This window comes from Polaribacter sp. Z014 (assembly GCF_023555435.1).
GTDB lineage: Bacteria > Bacteroidota > Bacteroidia > Flavobacteriales > Flavobacteriaceae > Polaribacter.
Window position 1 is genome coordinate 335,928 of sequence record NZ_JALCZP010000001.1, and the last position, 25,253, is coordinate 361,180.

The following is a 25,253-nucleotide window of genomic DNA, read 5'->3' on the forward strand; positions in this document are numbered from 1 at the left end:
TATCATAAAAATTTACTGAAGTAAAACTCTACTTTTGCCTACTTAAATGAAATTCAGTTTTTTATAAAATTACATTAAAATAAATATTAAAATTTATGGAATTTTTTTCAGAATTACTCTCTAAAGATTACTTTGTGTTATTTCTTGTTATTGGTTTAGGAATAGCACTTGGAAATATTAAGGTAAAAGGTATCAATTTTGACACTTCGGCTGTTATTTTTGTTGCAATTTTTTTCGGGTATTTATATAATTTAAATGGTATTACTTTTAATATTCCACCAGTTATACAAAGTGTAGGGTTGGTATTATTTATTTATACGATAGGAATGCAAGCAGGTCCTTCCTTTTTTAGTTCTTTTAAAGAACAAGGAAAGAATTTAATAATTTTGGCAGGAATAACCGTTTTAACAGGTGGTATTACTGCAATATCTATTTCTTATTTGTATGATGTAGATATGAATATGATGAGTGGTTTATTAACAGGAGCATTAACATCTACTCCAGGTTTGGCCGCTTCTATTGAGGCTTCTCATTCTTCATTAGCTTCTATAGGTTATGGTATTGCATATCCGTTTGGAGTTTTAGGTGTTATCTTATTTGTAAAATTAGGCCCAGCATTATTTAGGGTAGATGTTAAAAAAGAAGAAAAAGACTTCGCAGAGAAATCGATGTCTAACACACCAAAGGTGATTAATAAAAACTTAATTATCTCTAATGAAAACATAAACGGAAAGACGATTAATCAGTTAAGAATACGTTTTATGACAAAGGCTAATATTTCTAGAGTTATGAAACCTAATCAACTACCATTTTCTCCAACTAAAGATACAATTTTAGAAACGGGAGATATTATTAAAGCTGTAGGTACGGTTAATGCTTTAGAAAGAATAGAAGTTTTATTAGGTAAAGTTACCGATATAGAAATTCCACGTAGTGGAACTTATGAAGTAAAATGGTATGTAGTAAGTAATGATACTGTTGTAAACAAAACAATTCAAGAGTTAAACCTTCTAGAAAACTATGCAGCTACCATTACACGTATTAGAAGAGCAAGTATAGATTTAGCTCCTCACCCTTCAACTTTAATAAAATATGGTGATAAAATTTTAGTTTCTTGTTCTAAAGGAAATGTTTCTGCAGTTACACAACTCTTTGGAGACAGTTTAAAAAGAGTAGGACACACCAGTTTTTTACCAGTTGCATTTGGTATTGTTATTGGTGTTCTTGTTGGTGCTATTGCAATACCTTTGGGAGGTATAAGTCTAAAATTAGGACTTACTGGTGGTGTACTAATGGCTTCTATATTTTTAAGTTGGAAAGGGAAATTTGCTGGGGTAATTTGGAATTTATCGGGCCCTGCAAATCAAATATTACGTCAGTTTGGACTGTTATTATTTCTAACTCCTGTAGGACTAAAAGCAGGACAAAGTTTAATTTCGGCTATTGAAAAACATGGTTTAATTTTGTTTTTATACGGTGGGCTTATTACCTTAATACCTATGATTACAACGGTTCTTGTAGGTCGGTTTTTACTAAAAGTTAACTTTTTATCAATTTTAGGAGCGTTAACAGGAGGTATGACATCTACGCCTGGGTTAAGTGCAACAGATTCTATGACCGATTCTGATGCACCACAAATTGCCTATGCAGCAGTGTATCCTTTTTCATTGGTGCTAATAATTATTGTAGCAGAAATTATGGCAATGCTATAAATATCAACGATATAACCCCTAATTTTAAAAGGTAAAAGCAAAACAAAATCATCACATTAAAACGATTCTAAATAACCAAAATACCACCATTAATATTTCAATAAAGAATATCTAAATGGTACATTTGTAAAACAACAATTATAACTTAATCATACTTTTATACAATGAGCGGATTTTTCAAATCTTCAGTTGGGAGAAAGGTAGCCATGGCGCTTTCCGCATTCTTCCTCATGTTTTTCTTAATTATACATATAGCAGTAAACCTTACTTCGCTTTTTAGTGAAGAGCTATTTAATCAATTATCCCATTTTATGGGAACAAACCCTTTAATACAATTTGCTTTGCAGCCTGTATTAATTTTTGGAGTTGTTTTTCACTTTGTGATGGGTTTTGTGTTAGAATTAAAAAACAAAAAAGCAAACGGAGTTGCCTATGCTAAAAACAATGGAGCAGCTAATTCTACATGGATGAGTAGAAACATGATTTATAGTGGATTGGCTATTTTAGCTTTTATCGCACTACATTTCATTGATTTTTGGATTCCAGAATTAAACCATAAATACATTGCTGTTTTACCAGAAGATTCAACAAGATACTTCCATGAGTTACAAGAAAAATTTGTTCCTATTTGGAGAGTTGCAGCTTATGTGGTAGCATTTGTTTTCTTAGGATTGCATTTAGCACACGGTTTTACTTCTGCTTTTCAATCTATGGGAGTTACAGCGGGAAGAAAAAAAGCATTACAAACTTTTGGTAAAGTATTCTCAATAGTTATTCCATTAGGATTTATAATTATTGCATTGTTTCATCATTTTAATTATAACCATTAATCTTAAAAATATGGCTTTAGATTCAAAAGTACCTCAAGGTGCAATTAAAGACAAATGGACAACTTATAAAGACCAAATTAACCTTGTAAACCCAGCAAATAAACGTAATATAGATATTATAGTTGTTGGTACTGGATTAGCAGGTGGTTCTGCAGCGGCTACATTAGCAGAATTAGGCTATAATGTAAAAGCATTTGCTTATCAAGATTCTCCAAGAAGAGCGCATTCAATTGCAGCGCAAGGAGGAATTAATGCATCAAAAAATTACCAAGGAGATGGAGATTCAGATTATCGTCTTTTTTACGATACCGTAAAAGGAGGAGATTATCGTTCTCGTGAAGCAAACGTTTATCGTTTAGCGGAGGTTTCTTCTAATATTATAGATCAATGTGTGGCACAAGGAGTTCCTTTTGCACGTGATTATGGTGGTCTTTTAGATAACCGTTCTTTTGGTGGAGTTTTAGTTTCTAGAACATTCTATGCAAAAGGACAAACAGGGCAACAATTATTATTAGGTTGTTATTCTGCAATGAACCGTCAAATTGCTCGTGGAAAGATTGAAATGTTCAATCGTCACGAAATGTTAGATGTTGTAAAAGTAGATGGTAAAGCAAGAGGTATTATTGCTCGTAATTTAATTACAGGAGAATTAGAACGTCATTCTGCACATGCTGTTGTTATTGCAACAGGTGGTTATGGTAATGTTTATTATTTATCTACCAATGCAATGGGATCTAATGCTACTGCAGCCTGGAAAATCCATAAAAAAGGAGCCTATTTTGCAAATCCTTGTTATACTCAAATTCATCCAACGTGTATTCCACGTTCTGGTGATTATCAATCTAAGTTAACGTTAATGTCAGAATCATTGCGTAACGATGGTAGAATTTGGGTTCCTGCAAGAATTGAAGATGCAAAATTAATTCAGCAGGGTAAATTAAAACCTACTGAAATTGCTGAAGAAAATAGAGATTATTATTTAGAAAGAAGATATCCTGCATTTGGTAACTTAGTACCTCGTGATGTTGCATCTAGAGCAGCAAAAGAACGTTGTGATGCTGGTTATGGTGTAAATGCAACAGGTGAAGCTGTGTATTTAGATTTTGCAACTGCTTTTGTACGTTATGGTACAGAGCAAGCGAAAATTCATGGTATTAAAAACGCTTCTAAAGAAGAAATTAAAAAATTAGGTCAAGCAATTATTGAAGAGAAATACGGAAATTTATTTCAGATGTATGAAAAAATCATCGCTGAAAACCCATATGAAACTCCAATGATGATTTATCCTGCAACTCACTATACAATGGGTGGTGTTTGGGTTGATTATAACTTAATGACTACTGTAGAAGGTTTATATTGTATTGGTGAAGCTAATTTCTCTGATCATGGTGCAAACAGACTTGGTGCTTCTGCCTTATTACAAGGTTTAGCTGATGGTTATTTTGTGTTACCATATACAATTGGTGATTATTTATCTGATGATATTAGAACAGGTAAAATTGCTACCGATACTAAAGAGTTTGATGAAGTAGAAAAAGAAGTAAAAGATAGAATTGATTTCTTTATCAACAATAAAGGAACAAAAACTGTAGATTATTTCCACAAACGTTTAGGTAAAGTAATGTGGGATAAAGTAGGAATGTCTAGAAACGAAAAGCATTTAAAAGAAGCTATGGCAGAAATTAAAGCAATTCGTGAAGAATTCTGGAAAGATGTAATGGTTCCTGGAACTGCAGCAGAAATGAATACTGAATTAGAAAAAGCTGGAAGAGTAGCTGATTTCTTAGAATTAGGAGAATTATTCGCTAAAGATGCTTTAGTAAGAGTAGAATCTTGTGGAGGACACTTTAGAGAAGAATCTGCGGAGTTAGATGGACCTCAAAAAGGAGAAGCAAAACGTAATGATAAAGATTTCGCTTTTGTATCTGCTTGGGAGTTTAAAGGAGAACCTGCAGATGCAGTTTTACACAAAGAAGAATTAGAGTTTAACGATATTGAATTGAAACAACGTTCATATAAATAAGAAAGATATGTCAGGTAAAGGAATGAATTTAACGTTAAAAATTTGGAAACAAAAAGACGCTGACTCAAAGGGTCAGATGGTGGATTATAAAGTCACTGATATTTCAGAACATATGTCTTTTTTAGAAATGCTAGATGTTTTAAACGAACAATTAGTTAATTCTGGTGATGAACCAATTGCTTTCGATCATGATTGTAGAGAAGGTATTTGTGGTATGTGTTCTATGTATATTAATGGGGAAGCTCATGGTCCTGATAGAGGTATTACTACGTGTCAGTTACACATGCGTATGTTTAATGATGGAGATACTATTACAATAGAGCCATTTAGAGCAGCAGCATTCCCTGTAATAAAAGATTTAATTGTAGATAGAATGTCTTTTGAGCGTATTCAACAAGCAGGTGGTTACATTTCTGTAAACACTTCTGGTAATACGCAAGATGCAAATAACATTCCTATTTCTAAACATGCAGCAGATGAAGCTATGGATGCAGCAGCTTGTATTGGTTGTGGTGCTTGTGTAGCAACTTGTAAAAACTCTTCTGCTATGTTATTTGTTGCTGCAAAAGTTTCTCAATTTGCTTTGTTACCACAAGGACAAGTAGAAGCTGCAGATCGTGTTAAAAACATGGTAGCGCAAATGGATTTAGAAGGTTTTGGTAACTGTACAAATACAGGAGCTTGTGAAATAGAATGCCCAAAAGGAATTTCTTTAGAAAACATTGCACGTATGAATAGAGAGCTGATGAAAGCGAATCTTTAATACAAAAATCATATTTTATTAGAAAAACCTGCATTATTGCAGGTTTTTTTTGTTTTTATAAACTGTGAATAACAGTGTTTAAGTTTTTAATCCTTTTTTTTGTTTTAGTTATTTAATTAGTTAAATTCGGAGGTTCATAATTATAATGAATAAAGGCACCTAGTTTGTAAATATGAAGTTTGAATCTTAAAACCGAAAAGACAAAACGATTAAAAAAATATAATGAATTGTATAATTCATTATATACTTCTTTGTGTTTATTTTCTAATAAATATATTGATGACCTCGAAAAATCTAAGGACATTGTACAAGATGTTTTTATTAAATTTTGGAACACTACCATAACATTTGAAAATGAGGTAGCTGTTAAATCTTATTTATACGTATGCGTTAAAAATAAGAGTTTAGATTATCTTAAAAGTAATGAGTATAAACTCACAGAAAGAGTAGCTTCTTTTGATTTTGTGCAGTTAGAATCTGAATTGTATTTCGACAAAGAGTTTTTTTTTGAAGAAGTTTCCGTAGCCATAGAAAAGGGGCTTAAAATGTTGCCTCCAAAATGTAGAGAAATAGTAGATTTAAGTATCAACGGCTATAAAAACAATCAAATATCCGAAGAACTAGGGATCTCTATCAATACTGTAAAAACACAAAAAAAAATAGCCTACCAAAAATTGCGTAGCATTCTAAAGACTCCATATATTGAGATTATAGCTATTTTATTACTAAATAATTAAGTAAATAACATTTTTAGATATCTAATATTATGGATATATTAAAAAAAAGTTAATATTTCTTCACCCACTTCTATAACTTACTCGTTTATTAATAGAATAAGCGCTTCACAACTATTGTAAATGAAAAAAATTAGTCAATTATTAAAGTTAGTTAAGGACGTAACGTCGTCTTTTTTAATAAATCAAAGTATCGATTTCGATAGAATGGAATCTGACTTTGATAAAGAGAGCGCAAAAGAACTAATAGGGAGATTAAAAGATCCGGAAGAGCGTAAAAAAAGGGTAGGCATTGCTCTTGAAATTGATAAAGAAAAACAAAACACTTGGAAAAATATCAAAAGAGAAATAGATCCTCAGCCTAAATTAAATTATTTTAAAATATTCTCTAGAGTAGCTGCTATTTTTATTGTTTTCATAGGAATTGCTTACTTTATGTACAACAATAAACCAGCAATAATTGTTCAAGAGAACTCTATAGCTAATGAAGAGATTGTTTTAAAACTCTCTAACGGAGATACCCAAATAATTACGGGCAATGGTCAGTCTAAAATTTTAGACGATAAGGGAGTCGTTATTGGTGCCCAAACAGGGAAAGAAATAAATTACCGAAACAATTCTAAAGCTACTTCTAAAGAACTTGTTTTTAATGAATTGAATGTGCCTTATGGTAAAACCTTTTCACTTGTTTTATCAGACGGAACTGAGGTTCATTTAAATGCAGGAACGGTATTAAAGTACCCTGTAAAATTCTTAGAAGGACAAAATAGACAAGTATATTTAACAGGAGAAGCATTTTTTAAAGTTAGTAAAGACAAAGAACATCCTTTTATTGTAGAGTCTAATGATTTAAATATTAGAGTTTTGGGAACTAGTTTTAATGTGTCTTCTTATGCAGAGAATACAAATATATCTACAGTTTTGGTAGAAGGAGCTGTTAGGTTGTATGGTAAAGATGAGGTGTATTCTAATGAAAAATCTAAATTATTAGAACCTGGAAAAAAAGCAGATTGGAATAAAGAAAATCAAAAAATATCCATTCAAAAAGTAAATACTTCTCATTACACAAGTTGGATTAACGGAACGCTAGTAATAGAGAAATTAAGATTCCAAGAAATAATTAATAGATTAGAAAGACACTACAATATTAAAATCATTAACAGTAACAAAAAGCTAGCGAATCAAGTGTTTACAGCTACTTTTCAAGTAGAAAATATACAGCAGGTTCTAGAATCTTTTAAAACAAACTACTCTTTCCAATACACCATTGAAGGAGATACAATAACAATTAATTAATCAACTAAAAAAAAAGAAACAAATGAATTAAACAAAAAACGCCAAACTAGAGTATAAAAAAGATCGGAAAATGCTGGAACATTTCCCAATCTAACACTCGTATGATTTAACACATTTATTAAACCAAATTAACTAAAACAAAAGTATGAAAAAACTAACTAATATATGGGGCGACACATTTTTTCCCCATAAAATAAGTCGTAAAATGAAATTAACAGCTTATCTTATTTTTATTTCACTTTTTCAAATTCAAGCAGGTACAAATTCAGGTAATGGCAAGGTAACTTTACACCTGAATAACGTAACCTATCTTGAAGTGTTTAGGGCAATAGAATCTCAAACAGAATTTAATGTATTATACAATAATAATGAATTGAATAATGCAGAAGAGGTATCTGTAAATGTGAAAAACACACACGTGTTTGACGTTTTAAAAAACTTGTTTAAGAACACAAGTATTGAATATCGAACTGTTGGAAAACAAATTGTTTTAATTCATAAAAAGATACCAAACACTATTAAAAAAAGTGCAAAAGCAATTCCTTTAAAGATAGCTATTAAAGGTATTGTAAAAGACCAATTTGGTAATCCTTTGCCAGGAGTAAGTGTTTTAGAAAAAGGATCGACAAACGGAACAACTACAGATTTTGATGGAATTTATACCATTTCTATAAAAGATAAAAGTGCGGTTTTAGTGTATTCTTATATGGGATATAAAACAAAGGAAGTTGCCGTAAATAACCAAACGAATATTAATGTTGCTTTAGAAGAAGAAGTTGGGCAGTTAGATGAGATTGTTTTGGTAGGGTATGGTACTGTAAAAAAATCTGATATGACAGGTTCTGTTTCTTCTATAAATACAGAACAAATTAGTAAAACACAAAATGTTTCTATCGCACAAGCTATTCAGGGTAGAGCTGCCGGAGTAAGTGTTTCTAAAAGCTCTGGAAGCCCAGGTGCAGCTCCTACAGTTAGAATTAGAGGAACAGGAACCGTAAACAACTCAAATCCATTATATGTAGTAGATGGAGTGCCGGTAAGTGATGTTACCAATATTAACATGGAAGATGCAAAATCTGTAGAAGTATTAAAAGATGCATCAGCAACGGCTATTTATGGATCTAGAGGTGCAAATGGAGTTATATTAATTGAAACTAAAAAAGGGACTAAAAACAAACCAACTATCACGTATAATACGTATACAGGTTTTCAAAATAAAATAGACAATTTAGAGGTAATGAATGCTCAACAGTGGGCAGAAATAAGAAACGAAGCAAATACTAATGATGGTAATCCTTTAGATCCGGAATTATCAGATCCTGCTTCATTACCATCATATAATTGGAAAGATGCAGTGTATCAAACGGGAGTTATGACAAGTCATCAATTATCTTTTTCTGGAGGTAGTGATAAATCTACTTATTACGTATCAATAGGTCATATTTCACAAAAAGGAATTGTAAAAGAGTCTTCTTATAAAAGAACTAATTTAAGAATTAACAATACATATAAATTAAATGAAGCAATCAAAGTAGGGCATAACATACAATATGCTTTATCAGACAGAGTAAGTATTCCAGAATATGGGCCAAATGTATGGACAAGAGCATCTTTTGTTGGGTTTGCAGTAGATCCTGTAACTCCAATTTATAAAGCAGATGGTTCTTTAAATTCTACAACTTATTCTTCAGCGATTAATCCTTTAGGTTTGGCAAAATATGGTCAAAGACCTAATACTAGAGAGAACTTTTTAGGAAATCTTTTCTTAGAGGTAGATGTGTTAAAAGGTTTAAAGTTTAGATCTAATTATGGATTAGATATTACCAATGTTAAGGTAGATTATTATATTCCAGTATACGATGTTTCACCAACATATAATTCTGATGTAAGTACGTATAATTTAAATAGATCAGAAAACAGATCTATGGTACTGTCTAACACACTAAATTATAACACAACAATAGCAAAAAAACATAGTATAACTGCACTGTTAGGACAAGAAATACAAGAGTTAGAATACAACAATGTAAACACACAGCGTAGTGGTATTCCAGAAAGTGTAGCAAACCCTACTTTAGGGTCTGGTAGTGTTTCTACATCTACTAATTCAGGAGATATTTCTAAATCTAAACTGTTATCTTTCTTTGGTAGGTTAAACTATAATTATGATGATAGATATTTAGTAACAGGAACCTATAGATTAGATGGGTCTTCTCGTTTTGGAGCCAATAACAAATGGGGTAAATTTCCTTCTTTAGCTTTGGGATGGAATGTTCATAAAGAAAATTTTTACAACCTTGATGCTGTCAGTCAGTTAAAATTTAGATTAGGATGGGGAGAAACAGGAAATCAAAACATTCCCGTTACAGCTATTGCTAATACATTAAATTTAAGTTCTAATTATGTGTTTGGTAATGAGGAGTCTACACAAGTTGGGGTTGCACCTTTTAGATCTGGAAATGCAGATTTAAAATGGGAAACAACGGTAACTAAAAACATTGGTTTTGATATGGGATTCTTGGCAAACTCAATCACTTTTACAGCTGATTATTTTATTAAAAACACAACAGATTTGTTATTGGCAGTTCCCGTATTACAAACTTCAGGAAATAAAGAAAATGGATTTGAAAATGCTGGTAATATTCAAAACAAAGGATTAGAATTAACAGCTAATTATAAAAAAACAATCAACGATTTTTCTTTTAGTGTTGGTGGAAACATTGCTTTCATTAAAAACAAGGTTCTTAAACTAGCCAACGATGGCATTTTAACATCAGGGAAACAAGCTAAAGATTTTAACCGTACAGAGGTAGGGCAACCTATCGCTTCTTTTTATGGTTTTGAAATGATTGGAATTTTCCAAAATCAAGATGAGGTAGATAACAATGCTACACTTCCTAATACACAACCTGGAGATGTACAATATAGAGATATTAATGAAGATGGAGTTATTAATGATGATGATAGAAAATACATTGGTTCTCCTTTTGCAGATTTTACCTACGGATTAAATTTAGACATGTCTTTTAAGCAGTTTGATTTTTCTGCATTTTTTCAAGGAAGTGAAGGAAACAAAATTTTTAACAGAAGTATTTATTGGTTAGAAGGAGGTTTAGATTCTAACATGACTACAAATATGTTAAACAGATGGACAGGAGAAGGAACTTCTAATTCTATACCTAGAGCAACCTTTAAAAATTTTGGTGTAAATATGCCTTTATCATCAAGTAGATATGTGCAAGACGGTTCTTATTTAAGATTAAAGAATATAGAACTAGGATACACCATTCCAAAAAACATAACAGAAAAAATATCAGTTAGTAGATTAAGGTTATACGTTGCCGCTCAAAATGTATTTACATTTACCAAGTATAATGGTTTAGACCCAGAAGTAGGAGTAGATGGAGCATCTAACGATCCTTTAGATATTGGAATTGATAGAGGACGTTACCCTTCTACTAGAACAATTTCTGTAGGAGCTAATATTAACTTTTAAAAAATAAGATAATGATAGTAGATAATAAAATAATAAAATATATTAAAAATAGCTGTTTATTACTTGCCTTAATCTTGGTGTCATGTAGTGATTATTTAGATACAAATATATATGGAGAACCATTTTTAGAAAGTTTTTACAAAACTCCTGAAGATGCAGAAAGAGCGGTTATTGCTGCTTATACTCCAATGCGAGAAATGTATGGGAGAGAAAATTTTGAAACTTCTAGGTCTAATGACTTATTGTTTGGAGACATTGGTACTGACGATCTTTTAAAAGGTGGGGCAAGAGCTGGTGATGGTGCTCAGTTGTTCGAAAAAGAACAGTACAACTTAACATCATCAAACGCATCAGTAGAAAGTCTTTGGAAAGTTAATTTTAAAGGAGTCTATTTTGCAAACCTAGTGTTAGAAAAAGTTCCAACGATTACTTTTGAAAATGAAGCTAGAAAAAAAGAAATTATAGCAGAAGCTTATTTTTTAAGAGCGTATTATTATTTTGATTTGGTAAATACGTTTGGAGGAGTACCTTTAATTACAGAACCTTTAGAGGTAGGAGAATTTAACGTACCTAGAACAACACAAGAAGCTATTTACACATTGATAGAAGATGATTTAAAAGCTGCAATTCTTTCTTTACCTTCAAGATTTGATAAAGGAACTGATTATTTAGGGCATGCTGATAAAGGAGCTGCTTTGGGTTTAATGATGCGTGTGTCTTTGTATCAAAATAAAATGGAACAAGTAAAAACGTACGGAGATCAGTTGTTTATGTTGTCTTATAAATTAGAAGATGATTATGGTTCTATATTTAATTCTGTAGGAGAATGGGGATCAGGTTCTATTTTTGAAGTAAACTATTCTACAAACTCAGATAATTTAGGAGGAAGAATGCCTCATATGATGTCGCCAAGAAGTAAAGGTGGAATCGGTCTTGGACAAGTAAAAGATGATTTAAGAAATGAGTTTGAGACAAACGATCCCAGACTAGATGCTTCTTTTTACAATGTAACAGGAGGTTATGGAACCGAATGGTTTGTAAAAAAATATGCATGGGCTCCTTATACAGATTATTCAAAACCATCAGTAGGTGGAAAAGGGAATAATGCTAATAATATTAGAATTATAAGATTGTCAGATGCTTATTTAATGTATGCAGAAGCTATTTATAATACAGATCCTGGAACTGCTGTAGAATATGTAAATAAAGTTAGAAAACGTGCTAGGGGTGCAAATGCAATTACAGTTGTGCCAGACTTACCAGCAGCACTTAGCGGACAACCTTTATTAGATGCTATTTATCACGAAAGACGTGTAGAACTTGCAGGAGAAGGTTTTAGATTTCATGATTTGGTTAGAACAAATAGAGCAGAAACAATTTTAGCTCCTTTAGGATTTCAAAAAAATAAACATGAAATAATGCCCATTCCATTGTCTCAAATATCCTTATCACAAGGAGTTTTGGTGCAAAATAATTATTAGTATCTATTAAATATTAACAAGTTTTATAAAGTAAAAACCCCAAAACTAATAATTAGTTTTGGGGTTTTTCTTTATGATAAAAATAATAGAATCTCCTGTTCTATTTTAAAATATCCACATGTGTTCATGCTTAATTGAATAGCTAGATCTGTTTTGAGAGAGCCATAATTCTTGTCTTGTTTTAATGTTTTAGCTATTGCTACGTTATCACTGTTATGCGATTTCTCAATACTTTTAAGTGACAAATTGTATGCATTAACAACAATTGCGATGTTTTCTATTGAATATAACTCATAGATTTTTTAAATTCTGATAACTGATAACTGATAACTGATAACTGATAACTGATAACTACTTCCTTCCAAAATCTGCAGGAATTTCTCCCCAAGCTTTGGTTTCCCATTTAAGAATAGGATTTTTGTACGTATTATTTTTAAGCCAAGTTTCTGCTCTTTTTATCAACTCTAATAAATCTTTATTAGAAGCATCAAAATGCAGATTAGTTTTGCACCTTTTTTGTTTTACCCAACTCATGGCAATTTTAGAATCAGAATAAATAGGAATATTTTCTTTGTTCTTACTCTTTAATAAAGCAATTCCGTGCACTAGCGCCAGAAATTCGCCAATATTATTAGTTCCCTTAGCAAATGGACCTTTTAAGAAAAGTTGTTGTTTGTTATGCGTTAAAACACCTCTATATTCCATTTTACCCGGATTTCCAGAACAAGCTGCATCCACAGAAATACTTTCTAAATTAGGTCTACCAATTTTTTCTTTTTCAGTTGAAGACAAAGTAACTTTTTTAGTGTCTTTACCTACATAGTCTGCATAATTTTTGGTTGCAGCTATTTCTGCCTCATTTAAATCTGCGAAAGATTTGTATTGCGCACCTTCAAAACCATCAATTTGCTTTTTACAGACTTTCCAAGAAGTAAAAACCCCTTTTCTGCGCCCGTTCCAAACCACATAAAACTTTTTTTTACTCATTTATGGCTAAAATTACGTCTTCAATAACTCTTGGAAAGTAACGTTGTTCTAAAATATGGATCTTTTCTGCAATAATTTCAGGAGAATCATCTTCTAAAAGAGCTGTTTTTGCCTGAAAAAGGATAGCACCTTCGTCATAATTGGCATTTACATAGTGAATTGTTATGCCAGTTTCTATTTCTTTATTTTCTTTTACTGCCTTATGAACGTTCATACCATACATTCCTTTTCCTCCATATTTTGGCAATAATGCAGGATGAATATTGATGATTTTATTCGGAAAAGCATCAATAATTTTAGTTGGAATTTTCCATAAAAAGCCTGCTAAAATAATGTAATCTGCCTGCTCTTTTAAGAGATTTAGTATTTCATCCGAAGTAAAAAAAACTTCTTTTTTAAAATGTAAACATTTGATGTTTAAATTTTTACATCTATCAAACACTTTGGCATGCTCATTGTTACATAGCACAGTAGTAACCTTAGCGGTTTTAGTATGATTAAAAAATTTAATAATGTTTTCTGCGTTCGTTCCAGAACCAGATGCAAAAATAACAATACGCTTCATAACTTCATTTCTAAGCTACAAAAAAAAGAATAATTATTAACAAATAGATTATTTTAAGTGAAGATTAAATATTTTTCTTTACTTTTAAGAATCATTTTTGCGGCAAAAATTAGTTTTAATTGTTAAGATTCGTATTTTTGCCACGATTAAAATTTTAAAAAACACAAAATTATGTCAGACATTGCATCAAGAGTAAAAGCTATTATCGTAGACAAATTAGGAGTAGACGATAACGAAGTAACAACAGAAGCTAGCTTCACAAACGATTTAGGAGCAGATTCTTTAGATACTGTTGAATTAATCATGGAATTCGAAAAAGAATTTGATATTCAAATACCAGATGATCAAGCAGAGAACATCGGAACAGTAGGTCAAGCAGTTAGCTATATTGAAGAAGCAAAAAAGTAAATTTATATGCAGTTAAAACGAGTTGTAGTCACTGGACTTGGCGCACTAACGCCAATTGGTAATAATATTGAAGAATATTGGAATGCTTTAGTTAACGGAGTTAGCGGGGCGGCACCTATTAAAGGTTTTGATGCTGCCAAGTTCAAAACTCGTTTTGCATGTGAATTAAAGAATTTCGAGGTAACGGACTTTATTAATAGAAAGGACGCACGTAAAATGGATCGATTTACGCAGTATGCAATGGTAGCTTCAGACGAAGCAATTGCAGATGCAAATTTTGATTTAGAAAAATTAAACAAATTACGCGTTGGTGTAATTTGGGGAGCAGGAATTGGAGGCTTAGAAACTTTTCAAAACGAAGCTATAAATTTTGGAGCTGGAGACGGTACACCAAGGTTTAATCCTTTCTTTATTCCAAAAATGATTGCAGATATTGCACCAGGAAACATTTCTATTAAGAATGGATTTATGGGGCCAAATTATACTACAGTTTCTGCATGTGCATCATCTGCTAACGCAATGATAGATGCTTTAAATTATATTCGTTTAGGAACTTGTGATGTAATTGTAACTGGTGGCTCTGAAGCTGCAGTTGTAATTTCTGGTGTTGGTGGTTTTAATGCCATGCACGCCTTATCTACAAGAAATGAAAGCCCAGAAACAGCGTCTAGACCTTTTGATGCAGAACGTGATGGTTTTGTATTAGGTGAAGGAGCAGGTGCTTTGGTTTTAGAAAGCTACGAACACGCAAAAGCAAGAGGAGCAAAAATTTATGCTGAGGTTATTGGAGGCGGAATGTCTTCTGATGCGTATCACATGACTGCACCTCACCCAGAAGGAATTGGGGTAATTGCTGTTATGAATAATTGTTTAGAAAATTCAGGAATTAAACCAGAAGATGTAGACCATATTAATACCCATGGTACTTCTACACCTTTAGGAGATGTTGCAGAATTAAAAGCAATTTCGGAGGTTTTTGGTGATCATGCCAAAAATATTAATATTAATTCTACAAAATCTATGACAGGTCACTTGTTAGGTGCTGCAGGAGCTATAGAGTCTATTGCTGCAATTTTAGCAATGAAACATAGTATTGTGCCGCCAACAATTAATCATGTTAATGTAGATGAAAATATCAATCCAGAATTAAACTTAACCTTAAATAAAGCTCAAAAGAGAGACATTAAAGTTTCTATGAGTAATACCTTTGGTTTTGGTGGACATAATGCATGCGTTGCATTTAGAAAATTAGATGAATAATAATACCCTATGAATTTTATTCGTAAAATAGTAAAGCCTCTCAACGAAGAGGATACACAATTGTACTACGAATTAAAAAAATTACTCAATTTTTCACCTAGAAGAATAAATACATACAAAAAAGCATTTACACATAGATCTGTGCAAATGCTAGACGGTAAAGGATTGCCTATTAATTACGAACGTTTAGAATTTTTAGGAGATTCTATATTGGGCTCTGTAATTGCATCTTATTTATATAAAAAAGTACCTTCAGGAAGTGAAGGTTATCTTACACAAATGCGCTCTAAAATTGTAAGTAGAGAGCATTTAAATGAATTAGGTAAAGACCTAAACTTAATACGTTTCGTAAAAAGTAATATAGACCAATCTAACGTTGGTGATAATATTCATGGTAATATTTTTGAAGCATTAGTAGGTGCTATTTATTTAGATAAAAACTACAATACTTGTCAAAAATTTATTTTCGAAAATGTAATTGTTCCTTATGTTGATATTGAAAAACTAGAAGGAAAAATAACGAGCTACAAAGGTCTTATTATAGAGTGGTGCCAAAAACAAAAGAAAAAGTATACTTTTGATACTTATGAAGATTCTGGTAACGAAGCTATTAAGCACTTTAGTGTAAAGATAAGTATAGACGGAGAGCAAATAGCTAAAGGAAGAGCCACTTCTAAGAAAAAAGCAGAAGAGCAAGCCGCTAAAAGAGTGTATTTTGCGTTTCAAAACCAAATTGATTTAAGTTAGCCCACGATAACGTTTTCGTTAAAATTAAAGGTAATGTCCTAAACAATTAGTAATTTAGCCCTTTCATAATACAAGTATTACTTATAATCTATGCAAGTACACGCTTTAGAAATGGACGATTTTTGCGAAGAAGAATATTCTTTAATAGGAATCCATTCTACTTTAGAAGATTATAAACTTGCCTACTTATTAAATAAAAACCTAAATACTAGGTTTTATAAAGCAAAAGAGAATTTAGAGTTTGTGATAGAAGAAAAGAAAGCCTCTTTTTCTATATATAATTATGAAAATAAAGAATATGATTACGATTGGTTTTTAATAGCAAATAGTTATAGACGAGAAAACCAAACAGCAGCTAATCAGTTATTACTAACATTAGAAACAAAAACATATTTAATTCCGGAAAAGAAAAAAGTAGATTTCTTTTTAAAAATTTGTGGAGATTTAGAATATGAATTTGTTTTGAAAACAATAAATAGTATAAAAAATATTGACAATGTAATTACAGCATTTTCAATTGATAAAAACACCCTAAAGTCTAAAGACTTTTTAATATTTTAAACATGATAGAATACAAAAAAACAAAAATAGTTGCAACCTTAGGTCCAGCAATAGACACCAAAGAAAAGATGAAAGAGTTGGCAATTGCAGGTGTCAATGTCTTTAGAATTAATTTTTCGCACGCAGATTATGATGTTGTAAAACTGAATGTAAAAAGAATTAGAGAAATTAATAAAGAAGAAGGATTCAATGTTGCTATTTTAGCAGATTTACAAGGGCCAAAACTTCGTGTAGGAGTTATGGAAGATGGTGTAATTTTAAATGATGGAGACCTTTTTACCTTTACTACAGAAAAGTGTATTGGTAACAACAAAAAAGCATTTATGACCTACCAACGTTTTCCTAAAGACGTAAAAGTTGGAGAAAACATTATGGTAGATGATGGTAAATTACGTTTTGAAGTAGTTTCTACAGATAAAGACAAAGAAGTTGTTGTAAAAGTTATAGTTGGGGGACCTTTAAATTCTAAAAAAGGAGTAAACTTACCAAACACAGCTATTTCTTTACCTGCTTTAACAGAAAAAGATAAAGAAGATGCCGTTTTTGCTTTAGGCTTAAAGGTAGATTGGATGGCACTTTCTTTTGTAAGAACTCCAGAAGATTTAAGAATGTTACGCGATTTAATTGATGAACATTCAGATTATAGAGTACCAGTTATTGCTAAAATAGAAAAACCAGAAGCAGTTGCAAATATAGACGCATTAATTCCTTATTGTGATGGTTTAATGGTTGCTCGTGGAGATTTAGGAGTAGAAATTCCTATGCAAGACGTTCCATTAATTCAGAAAAAATTAGTAAGACGTGCTAAGAGAGCAAGAATTCCTGTAATTATTGCAACTCAAATGATGGAAACAATGATTGATAATCCTGTTCCAACAAGAGCAGAAGTAAATGATGTTGCCAATTCAATTATGGACGGAGCAGATGCTGTAATGTTATCTGGTGAAACTTCTGTAGGGAAACATCCTTTAAAAGTAATTCAGAAAATGTCTGAAATCATTAGAGCAGTAGAAAACTCTAGCATGATTAAAGTACCACATGAAGCACCACATATTAGAACAAATAGATTTATAACAAAATCTGTTTGTCATCATGCAGCATTAATGGCAGATAATATAGATGCAAAAGCTATTTCTACTTTAACAAGAAGTGGATATACTGCTTTTCAAATTTCAGCTTGGAGACCGAAAGCAGAAATATTGGTATTTTCTTCAGAAAGAAGAATTTTATCAAAAGTTAATTTACTTTGGGGTGTTAGAGCGTTCTTTTACGATAAACATTTAAGTACAGATGATACTGTTGTAGATATTAACAAAATAACGAAAGAAAGTGGTATCGTTTCAGTAGGAGATTTAATGATTAACTTAACTTCTATGCCAGTGGAGGCTAAAGGAATGGTAAATACATTAAGAGTTTCTGAAATAGACTAAATAGTATTATTTTATATATAAAAAAAGCATCTTGATATTTTCAAGATGCTTTTTTTTGCATAAAATGAAAGGGTAAGAATGTTTTTTAGAAGCTATTCCTGCTTTTCACTATATCTTTTTAATGAGTCATTGCGAAGTTTACTTTTTTGTAAACTGAGGCAATCTCTTTATTAGAATAGACTTTACTTGTTTAATAGGCATTAAAAAGGATGCCGTTTCAATCAGGGCTAAACTTGTTTGTCAGCTATTTGTAATTCATTAAAATAATGGCATACACAATACTTTACGCCTTTGCAATAATCTCTTACAACTTCAATTTTTTAGAAATAATAATAGCATCATTCGTTACAAAAGGCATTGGCATCATTTCTTCTGTTCTTGGTATAATAGTAAAATGATCGTTTTCTAATAAATCGTAAGAAATTTCATTTAGAATAATATCTAATTTATCCTCGTTTAAAACACTAAAAGACAACGTAACTTGTTTATTTTGATTTGCTAAATGGTAAATTAAAAAAGTACCGTTTTTTATTTCATAAATTTTCCCGTCATTCACCAAAACATCGTTTACTTTAAACTGATGTAACTTCAATTTATTTTTAGTGATAAACTCAAATTTATTCACTTTTCTATTAGATGATATTGTGATTTCTACAAAACGTTTATTGCCAATAACAGTATCTAACTCTGTTTCTACATAAGCTGAAGGAATATTTTTGAATTCGGTTTTTTTATGATATGTAAAGCGTGTATTGTATTTACTTTTGGTTTCTGCATTGGCAATACTTCCTTCTGTGGCATTTTTGTCGAAAATTTGTTTTGTGTATGAATCTAAGTTTGTATCATACGAGGCAAAAAAGGCAGTTTTATCATCAGAATTCTGAATGTAAACAAGGCTATTCGGTTTCTTTTTATCAACAGAAAAACCACTATTATAGGTTGCGAGTCCAAAGAAAATAATAGCGCATAAACCAACTGCTTTCTGCATCCAAAAAGTTTTCTTTTGATGAAAGGTAAAAATCATCAACCCAAAAACTAAGGCGATTAAAACTCCGGAAACAAACAATATTTTTAACCCTAAGCCAACCGGAAACATTTTAATTAATGGCGCAAAAATATAAATAGTAGGAATTGATATAATAGTGAATAATATACGTTTTGCTTTTTCTTCCAAATTCATAAAAATAGCAATTGCCAAAATAACCAATGCAGCAAACACCGGAATGATAAAAAAACCTGCACCTTTTAAATAGGCATTGATAAAGCAATTAATAACGAGCCAAATTACAATTGGACCAATTATTAAATCTGTTGACTTTTCGTGTTTATAAATAAATTTATTGACTTTAAATAAGACCCATAAATTCAAAAACACAAACGCAGTGATGTATTGATATCCATTATAGGTAAAACCGTGTAAAATGTCTTTATATTGAGGGTGAATGATTAATAATAACTTCCATAGACCAAAAGAAATCCCTCCGCACAGGATAACAGCCAAAATAAAGATTCCAAAACCTTTTAAAATTCCTTTTAAAGAGAGTTTTCTTTTTTTAAATCCGAAGAAAAGTAAAAGTAAAAAAATGAGAATTGCACCGATTAACATGTTAGAACCCCAGGAGAAAGGGTAGGATGCTAATTTTACAAACGGAAAATTTACATAGACAAAATCTTCATCAGAATTTAGATCGGTTAAATCTGAATTTGAAAAATAATTTACAGTAGATGTAAAATAATCTGCTTGATGTAAAAGTGTTTCTCTGTCTAAACGCTCATAAGAATCTTGTGCTGTATGATAATCGAAATGATCGCCTATAAAGGCAAAATTGAATCCATTTATATCTGCATTTTCTCTAAAAACGGTTAAATCGGTATCGTTTGGTAATTTTTTATAGATGCTGTACATTAAAGAATTTGCTGCAGGATAATTTGGTTTTGCAGCCATGAATTCTGACAATAACTTGCTGTTTTTTCCATTGGTTTCCATCAACATATAGCTTGGGCCACCACTTCCGCGTGCTTCAAAATTTAACACCAAACCAATATCTTTGGTCCAAGGATGTGTATCAACAAAAGCCTGTGCACCTAATAAACCTAGTTCTTCAGCATCAGAAATAAGAATAATAATATCGTTTTTGTGTTGTTTCTTTTTTTCTAAGAATACTCTAATTCCCTCTAAAATAGTAACTACGCCAGAACCCGCATCACTTGCACCCAAAGAGGAATGCGGATTAGAATCGTAATGCGTTAAAAGCATTAAGGCTTTACCGTTTTCAGATCCTTTAATTCTTGCCAATATATTTTCTGCAGTAGTTGCTGCAAACCATTTTTTATTTATGGCTGTTTGGGTTTGAATTTCAGTTTCCAATCCCATTTTCTGTAGTTCATTTACAATATAATGCTGAACTTCTTTATGATTTTTAGAACCCGTATAATGAGTTTCTTTACTAATATTCTTTAAATGATAAAGTGCATTATTTATAGAGAATTCAGTTTTAGACTCGATTTTTTCTGGAGAAAAAGTGGGTTTTAAATCAGAAAAACTCCAAACAATAACTCCAAGAATTATAAGAACAGAAACAAGAGAAGAAAAGGCTTTCATTTGATTATTTGATAAATATGTTTCTATAAATGTAAGAAATAAAAAAAAACTTGGTGTAAATGTTGCATAAAACAGAAAAAATAGTACATTTAAATAAAACTAAAAACTACACTATTATGGCAATTAAAAGCTTTCAAGGAAAAAGAGATACAAGTCAAGGAAAAGAAGAATCTCAAATTTTGGTATCTGATTATATGACTAAAAAATTGATAACTTTTAAAGCTGAGGATACTTTAGATCATGTAATTACTCAATTAATTACCTATAAAATCTCTGGAGGTCCTGTTGTTAATGACAAAAACGACTTAATTGGTATTATTTCTGAAACAGATTGTATTAAGCATATCTCTGAAAGTAAATATTACAACATGCCATCTGATGTTAATAATACAGTAGGGAAATATATGGTTACAGATGTTGATACCATTGATAAAGATATGAATATTTTTGATGCTGCTTTTAAGTTTATTAGTTCTCACAGAAGAAGGTTTCCTGTGGTAGAAAATGGTAAATTAATTGGGCAAATTAGTCAGACTGATGTGTTAAAAGCTGCAATAAGTGTAAAAGGAAATACTTGGAATAGTTAAACTCTTTTTTTAGATTTAATATTTGGTAAATCTGTAATAATTAATTTTTGTTTATCAGAACTTTCTAGTTCGGCTATTTTAGAATACGAATAGCCTGCTATAGGTTCTTTTAAACTTTTCCATTTTGCGATACCTGCAACGGTAATTTCTTCTCCTATTTCTATAATTGCTTCAGAATATCTTAAAGATTTATTGAATCCAAAAAAGTTTTCACTTTTAATATCATACTGTTTTAATAATGCGTTAAACTCTGAAGTTGGTGCATTAAAAATACCTGAATTTATTTTTTTATCAACTACTAAATGACACGTATAGTTTTTGGGGTTTTGATGTAGTCTTACCATGGCAAAATCACTGTTTTTTTCTATGAAAAAATCTTGAACTTTTTCTTCATTTACAATCGTTCTCCAATGGTTATTTTTTCCACTACTTTTTTTATATTCAATTTTTATGACATAAAACACACATTTTCTTTTGCTAAAAGGAGCAATTAAAGGTTCTTTTACATGTAACGCTTTGCCTGTAAATCTTGTGAATTGGTTATTTTTTAAACTTCCAATTTGTTTAATAGGTAGTTTAGAAAGGGTTCTTATAATTTTTTGTTTTGTACTAAAAAAATACGTTATAAAGATAATAAAACCAACTAATACAACAAATATAAGCGGAATTATAAAGGAGTCGAAATCTGTAGCTAATGCCATTTTTATATTATTTTAGATAAGTATAAGTTGCAATTATCACGAAGTTTTATTCTTTTCTAATCAATAAAAACGTTTCATTTTCTAAAGGCAAATAGCCTTCATTATAAATATAAAAATACGTATTCCCTGTTTTGGTTTTGTAAATAGAGGTAAAGAACTGAAAATCGAAACCTTTATCATATAATTTGGTTCTAGTAACTTTTGTTTTACCGGTTGTATTTAATTCAGATAAAATTTTGTAATTTTTTCTTAGTCGATTGTTTATATTTCTGATAAGATTTTTACTGTCTTTATTTACGCGATTGTTGTATGCATTTCTACAATAATCTGAACAGAATTTTTTATCAATTCTACCTTTTACAATTTCATTACATTCTAAACACTTTCTACTTTCCATAATTAACTTTCTTTAGTTCGTACCAATTTACTTGCTCATTATGTTCTTCAAATTCATTTACAAATTGCAAACCAATACTTTGTAAAATTTTGTTAGAACCAATATTTCCTGTTTCTGCAGCACCATAAATAATGTCTAAATTTAGGGTGTTAAAACCATATTCTAAACAAGCAATTGCAGATTCCAAACCATATCCTTTTCGCCAATATTTAGGAATGAATCGATAGCCAATATCAATAAAATCTTGAAAACCATTTAAACTTTCTTTTTCTCCTTTATTTAATTTTAAACCAGACCAGCCTATAAAATTACCTGAAGATTTTTCTATTGCAGCAAACCTGCCAATACCGTTTTCTATATATTGTTCTTTAACAAATTGAATTCTTCTTTGTGCTTCTTCTCTAGTGTTAATAGGCTTGTTTCCTAAATATTTATGAACACTTGGATTAGAATCTAATTCAAACATTCCCTCTAAATCGGTTGCTCTAAGCTCTCTAAGAAGTAATCTTTCTGTTTCTAAATGAAATTTCATAAGGTAAATGTAGTGATATTTATCCGTTTACAAACGACTACAAATAATTACAACCGAAAGTAATTGTTTTGTAACCGAATAAAATTGCAATGGTGTCGCAACTTTGCAGAGTCAAAACGAATTGACAAAAACAAATTATAAACTTGCACTGAGCATGGTCGAGGTGTTTAAAAACTTATCTTATGAATACGTTAAGAAACAAAGTACAATTAATTGGTAGATTGGGTCAAGACCCAGAAATAGTAACTTTTAAAGATGGTAACAAAATGGCCAAATTTTCTATGGCTACAGACGATAGTTACAAAGACAAAGCAGGTAATAAAATAGAGCGTGCTTATTGGCACAATATTGTTATTACTGGTGGTTTGGTTAATGTGGTAGAAAACTATGTAAGCAAAGGAAAAGAAATAGCGGTTGAAGGAAAACTAACAAACAGATCTTATGATACCAAAGAAGGAGAAAAAAGATATATTACAGAAATTATGGTGAATGAATTATTGCTTTTAGGAGCTAAATAAATTCAGTAAATTTTATATAAAAAAAGCATTGATTTAGTTATCAATGCTTTTTTTATTTTTTAGAATAGCCGTAAATGTCTTTTAATATTATATTTTTTCCGCTGATAGAATCTTTTATGTTTAAATTATATCTAATGGTAATTTTAGTATTTATGGGAGTATAATAATAAATAACCCAAACATCTGCTTCTTTAGCGCCAATACAACCGTTAGAATAGGCTTTACCCAACGTTTTTGGGTTGGTTGTTGTGTGTATTAATTGTCCGTAGCGTAAACCATTAATTTCAGTTTCTATAAAAGGTATTTGAGGCAATTTTGTAACCTTTTTGTCATCTCTGTTGGTTACATAATATCTATGTCCATTAGCAGGGTTGTAGAAATCAGGAAACCGTTCATACCCCACTATTTTTCCTTTGCCTGTTTTTGTTCTTAAATCTAAAATTCTACCAGCCATTTTTAGATATTTTTTTTCATTTCTACCAACCCGAACGGGAAAACTATAAAGCTCTTTATCGTTTTCAAAAATTCTAAGCTTATACTCGGGGATGTTTATATCTATCCTTGTGTTGGTAAATGAATTGTATATCTCTTTGGCCTTTATAGAATCTGGTATTATTAGTTGATTTCCCTTTTTTAAAACAACCATTTTCTTTTGATTGTAAACAAAAGAATCTTTTACTTTCATTAGATAGTAATCCGTGTTTTTTAGAGTATTAATTATCCAAGGATTTGCTCTTACCAACAAGTGTTCTGTTAGTTTATATGTGGTTAAAGTATCGTATTTTATGACAAGAGAATCTATAAATTGAAAGTAGTTTTCTACAGTGATATTTTTTTTGATAGTTATTTTTTTAGGAGCAATATTATTTGAGAAACTAGCTCTTATTTGTAAAAAAGGAACTGCATTTATATTGCCAATATGAAAGTATATTAGTAGCAATAAAAGGATCTGAAAATTTATTTTATGTTTCATTTTCAATGATTTAGAATCACTATGATACTAAGTTAATATTTATTATAAGGAAATGAAATGATATTTATCATACATAAAACTTGCTGATGAATATCATTGTAATTTGATATATTTTTAACTTCTTTTACTTAAGAATTTAAAATGGATTATTATGAAAATAGAACATTTAGAAGAGCGCGTTAATGATTATAAAGCATCTATTAAAACGGTTGTTGATAAAAAAACGCTATGGGAAAGTACTACTAAAAAGTTAATCTTAAACACCTTAAGGAATACTGCTAAAAGCTATAATATTGGTTGGAAGGTTCAAGAACTTAATTGGATTCATAACAATGAAGCTGTAAATATTATATTTGATTCTTTTCCGTCTGATCTTATTGATTGTACAAATAAGATTCCTGCTTATCAATTTATACAAGGAGGAGCCTTGGTTTTTTCACAATCTTATAGTGGAGATGTATATATAATGGTTCTTTTGCCTTATGTAGAGCAACTACCAATAGAAAACAATAATATAGAACTAGGAATTTATAACCCAACAGAAATTACAGCAAAACTTATTATAGAAAAAGTTGATGAATTTTTAAAAGAGATGATAAAATGGGAGGTACCATCTTATAAAACCGAATTAGGTTTTCAACATAAATAAT

Annotated in this window: 23 protein-coding genes; 16 read left to right on the forward strand and 7 right to left on the reverse strand. The window is 30.7% G+C overall.

The window, feature by feature from the left end; translation table 11 throughout:
* Window positions 1–95 precede the first annotated feature (95 nt).
* The 8 genes from MPF19_RS01555 to MPF19_RS01590 all read left to right on the forward strand — a co-directional run bounded on the left by MPF19_RS01555 (window position 96) and on the right by MPF19_RS01590 (window position 12,335).
* Complete coding sequence (locus MPF19_RS01555) at window positions 96–1,712, forward strand: aspartate:alanine exchanger family transporter (protein WP_203392827.1); 1,617 nt, start codon at window positions 96–98, stop codon at window positions 1,710–1,712.
* Window positions 1,713–1,876: 164 nt separating this feature from the next.
* Window positions 1,877–2,542 carry a succinate dehydrogenase cytochrome b subunit gene (locus MPF19_RS01560; RefSeq protein WP_249986488.1) on the forward strand — a complete coding sequence of 222 codons (666 nt, stop codon included), beginning with the start codon at window positions 1,877–1,879 and terminating at the stop codon, window positions 2,540–2,542.
* A 10-nt stretch (window positions 2,543–2,552) separates the two neighbouring features.
* Entirely contained in the window at window positions 2,553–4,565 is a 2,013-nt protein-coding gene (locus MPF19_RS01565; protein WP_203392825.1) for a fumarate reductase/succinate dehydrogenase flavoprotein subunit, read from the forward strand.
* A 22-nt stretch (window positions 4,566–4,587) separates the two neighbouring features.
* Complete coding sequence (locus MPF19_RS01570; protein ID WP_203392905.1) at window positions 4,588–5,328, forward strand: succinate dehydrogenase/fumarate reductase iron-sulfur subunit; 741 nt, start codon at window positions 4,588–4,590, stop codon at window positions 5,326–5,328.
* Window positions 5,329–5,507: 179 nt separating this feature from the next.
* On the forward strand, window positions 5,508–6,065 hold the full coding sequence (locus MPF19_RS01575) for an RNA polymerase sigma-70 factor (RefSeq protein ID WP_249986490.1): 558 nt from the start codon (window positions 5,508–5,510) through the stop codon (window positions 6,063–6,065).
* A 120-nt stretch (window positions 6,066–6,185) separates the two neighbouring features.
* Complete coding sequence (locus tag MPF19_RS01580) at window positions 6,186–7,358, forward strand: FecR family protein (protein WP_249986491.1); 1,173 nt, start codon at window positions 6,186–6,188, stop codon at window positions 7,356–7,358.
* A 205-nt stretch (window positions 7,359–7,563) separates the two neighbouring features.
* Window positions 7,564–10,854 (forward strand): SusC/RagA family TonB-linked outer membrane protein, encoded by a 3,291-nt coding sequence (locus MPF19_RS01585; RefSeq protein WP_249986493.1) that lies wholly within the window; start codon window positions 7,564–7,566, stop codon window positions 10,852–10,854.
* Window positions 10,855–10,865: 11 nt separating this feature from the next.
* Window positions 10,866–12,335 carry a RagB/SusD family nutrient uptake outer membrane protein gene (locus MPF19_RS01590; protein WP_249986494.1) on the forward strand — a complete coding sequence of 490 codons (1,470 nt, stop codon included), beginning with the start codon at window positions 10,866–10,868 and terminating at the stop codon, window positions 12,333–12,335.
* Between the two features lie 351 nt (window positions 12,336–12,686).
* Here the strand turns inward: MPF19_RS01590 and MPF19_RS01595 are convergent, their stop codons facing one another.
* Both MPF19_RS01595 and purN read right to left on the reverse strand, forming a co-directional pair.
* The gene (locus MPF19_RS01595; RefSeq protein WP_249986495.1) at window positions 12,687–13,322 is read right to left on the reverse strand and encodes a ribonuclease H1 domain-containing protein; all 636 of its coding nucleotides are present in this window, start codon (window positions 13,320–13,322) and stop codon (window positions 12,687–12,689) included.
* A complete protein-coding gene (purN, locus tag MPF19_RS01600) occupies window positions 13,315–13,887 on the reverse strand; it encodes a phosphoribosylglycinamide formyltransferase (protein ID WP_249986496.1) in 573 nt (190 codons plus the stop codon). The genes MPF19_RS01595 and purN overlap by 8 nt, the downstream gene beginning before the upstream one ends.
* Window positions 13,888–14,058: 171 nt before the next feature.
* Here purN and MPF19_RS01605 point away from each other — a divergent pair, with 171 nt between their 5' ends.
* From MPF19_RS01605 to pyk, 5 genes are all read left to right on the forward strand, one after another.
* Window positions 14,059–14,295 (forward strand): acyl carrier protein, encoded by a 237-nt coding sequence (locus tag MPF19_RS01605; protein ID WP_004569249.1) that lies wholly within the window; start codon window positions 14,059–14,061, stop codon window positions 14,293–14,295.
* 6 nt (window positions 14,296–14,301) lie between these two features.
* Complete coding sequence (gene fabF, locus MPF19_RS01610) at window positions 14,302–15,555, forward strand: beta-ketoacyl-ACP synthase II (protein WP_203392818.1); 1,254 nt, start codon at window positions 14,302–14,304, stop codon at window positions 15,553–15,555.
* Between the two features lie 9 nt (window positions 15,556–15,564).
* Complete coding sequence (gene rnc, locus MPF19_RS01615; RefSeq protein WP_203392817.1) at window positions 15,565–16,302, forward strand: ribonuclease III; 738 nt, start codon at window positions 15,565–15,567, stop codon at window positions 16,300–16,302.
* 90 nt (window positions 16,303–16,392) lie between these two features.
* On the forward strand, window positions 16,393–16,863 hold the full coding sequence (locus MPF19_RS01620; protein WP_203392816.1) for an IPExxxVDY family protein: 471 nt from the start codon (window positions 16,393–16,395) through the stop codon (window positions 16,861–16,863).
* A 2-nt stretch (window positions 16,864–16,865) separates the two neighbouring features.
* Window positions 16,866–18,293, forward strand: a complete 1,428-nt coding sequence (pyk, locus tag MPF19_RS01625) for a pyruvate kinase (RefSeq protein ID WP_203392815.1) — start codon at window positions 16,866–16,868, stop codon at window positions 18,291–18,293.
* A gap of 304 nt (window positions 18,294–18,597) precedes the next feature.
* On the opposite strand, the gene MPF19_RS01630 is transcribed toward pyk, so the two are convergent.
* Window positions 18,598–20,895, reverse strand: a complete 2,298-nt coding sequence (locus MPF19_RS01630; protein WP_249986497.1) for a M28 family peptidase — start codon at window positions 20,893–20,895, stop codon at window positions 18,598–18,600.
* 116 nt (window positions 20,896–21,011) lie between these two features.
* Between MPF19_RS01630 and MPF19_RS01635 the strand changes: the two genes are divergently transcribed.
* Window positions 21,012–21,482 carry a CBS domain-containing protein gene (locus tag MPF19_RS01635; protein ID WP_203392813.1) on the forward strand — a complete coding sequence of 157 codons (471 nt, stop codon included), beginning with the start codon at window positions 21,012–21,014 and terminating at the stop codon, window positions 21,480–21,482.
* On the opposite strand, the gene MPF19_RS01640 is transcribed toward MPF19_RS01635, so the two are convergent.
* Genes MPF19_RS01640 through MPF19_RS01650 form a run of 3 tightly spaced genes read right to left on the reverse strand, consistent with a single transcriptional unit; the run spans window position 21,479 to window position 23,112 of the window.
* Window positions 21,479–22,183, reverse strand: a complete 705-nt coding sequence (locus MPF19_RS01640; RefSeq protein WP_249986498.1) for a hypothetical protein — start codon at window positions 22,181–22,183, stop codon at window positions 21,479–21,481. The two genes, MPF19_RS01635 and MPF19_RS01640, sit on opposite strands and share 4 nt — an antisense overlap.
* Window positions 22,184–22,229: 46 nt before the next feature.
* Window positions 22,230–22,580 (reverse strand): hypothetical protein, encoded by a 351-nt coding sequence (locus tag MPF19_RS01645; RefSeq protein WP_249986499.1) that lies wholly within the window; start codon window positions 22,578–22,580, stop codon window positions 22,230–22,232.
* A complete protein-coding gene (locus MPF19_RS01650) occupies window positions 22,570–23,112 on the reverse strand; it encodes a GNAT family N-acetyltransferase (RefSeq protein WP_249986500.1) in 543 nt (180 codons plus the stop codon). The genes MPF19_RS01645 and MPF19_RS01650 overlap by 11 nt, the downstream gene beginning before the upstream one ends.
* A 182-nt stretch (window positions 23,113–23,294) precedes the next feature.
* Between MPF19_RS01650 and MPF19_RS01655 the strand changes: the two genes are divergently transcribed.
* A complete protein-coding gene (locus MPF19_RS01655; RefSeq protein WP_203392809.1) occupies window positions 23,295–23,630 on the forward strand; it encodes a single-stranded DNA-binding protein in 336 nt (111 codons plus the stop codon).
* Window positions 23,631–23,682: 52 nt separating this feature from the next.
* Here the strand turns inward: MPF19_RS01655 and MPF19_RS01660 are convergent, their stop codons facing one another.
* A complete protein-coding gene (locus MPF19_RS01660; protein ID WP_249986501.1) occupies window positions 23,683–24,603 on the reverse strand; it encodes a L,D-transpeptidase in 921 nt (306 codons plus the stop codon).
* Window positions 24,604–24,754: 151 nt separating this feature from the next.
* On the opposite strand from MPF19_RS01660, the gene MPF19_RS01665 reads away from it, so the two are divergent.
* On the forward strand, window positions 24,755–25,252 hold the full coding sequence (locus MPF19_RS01665) for a hypothetical protein (protein WP_249986502.1): 498 nt from the start codon (window positions 24,755–24,757) through the stop codon (window positions 25,250–25,252).
* The last annotated feature ends 1 nt before the right edge of the window (window position 25,253 follow it).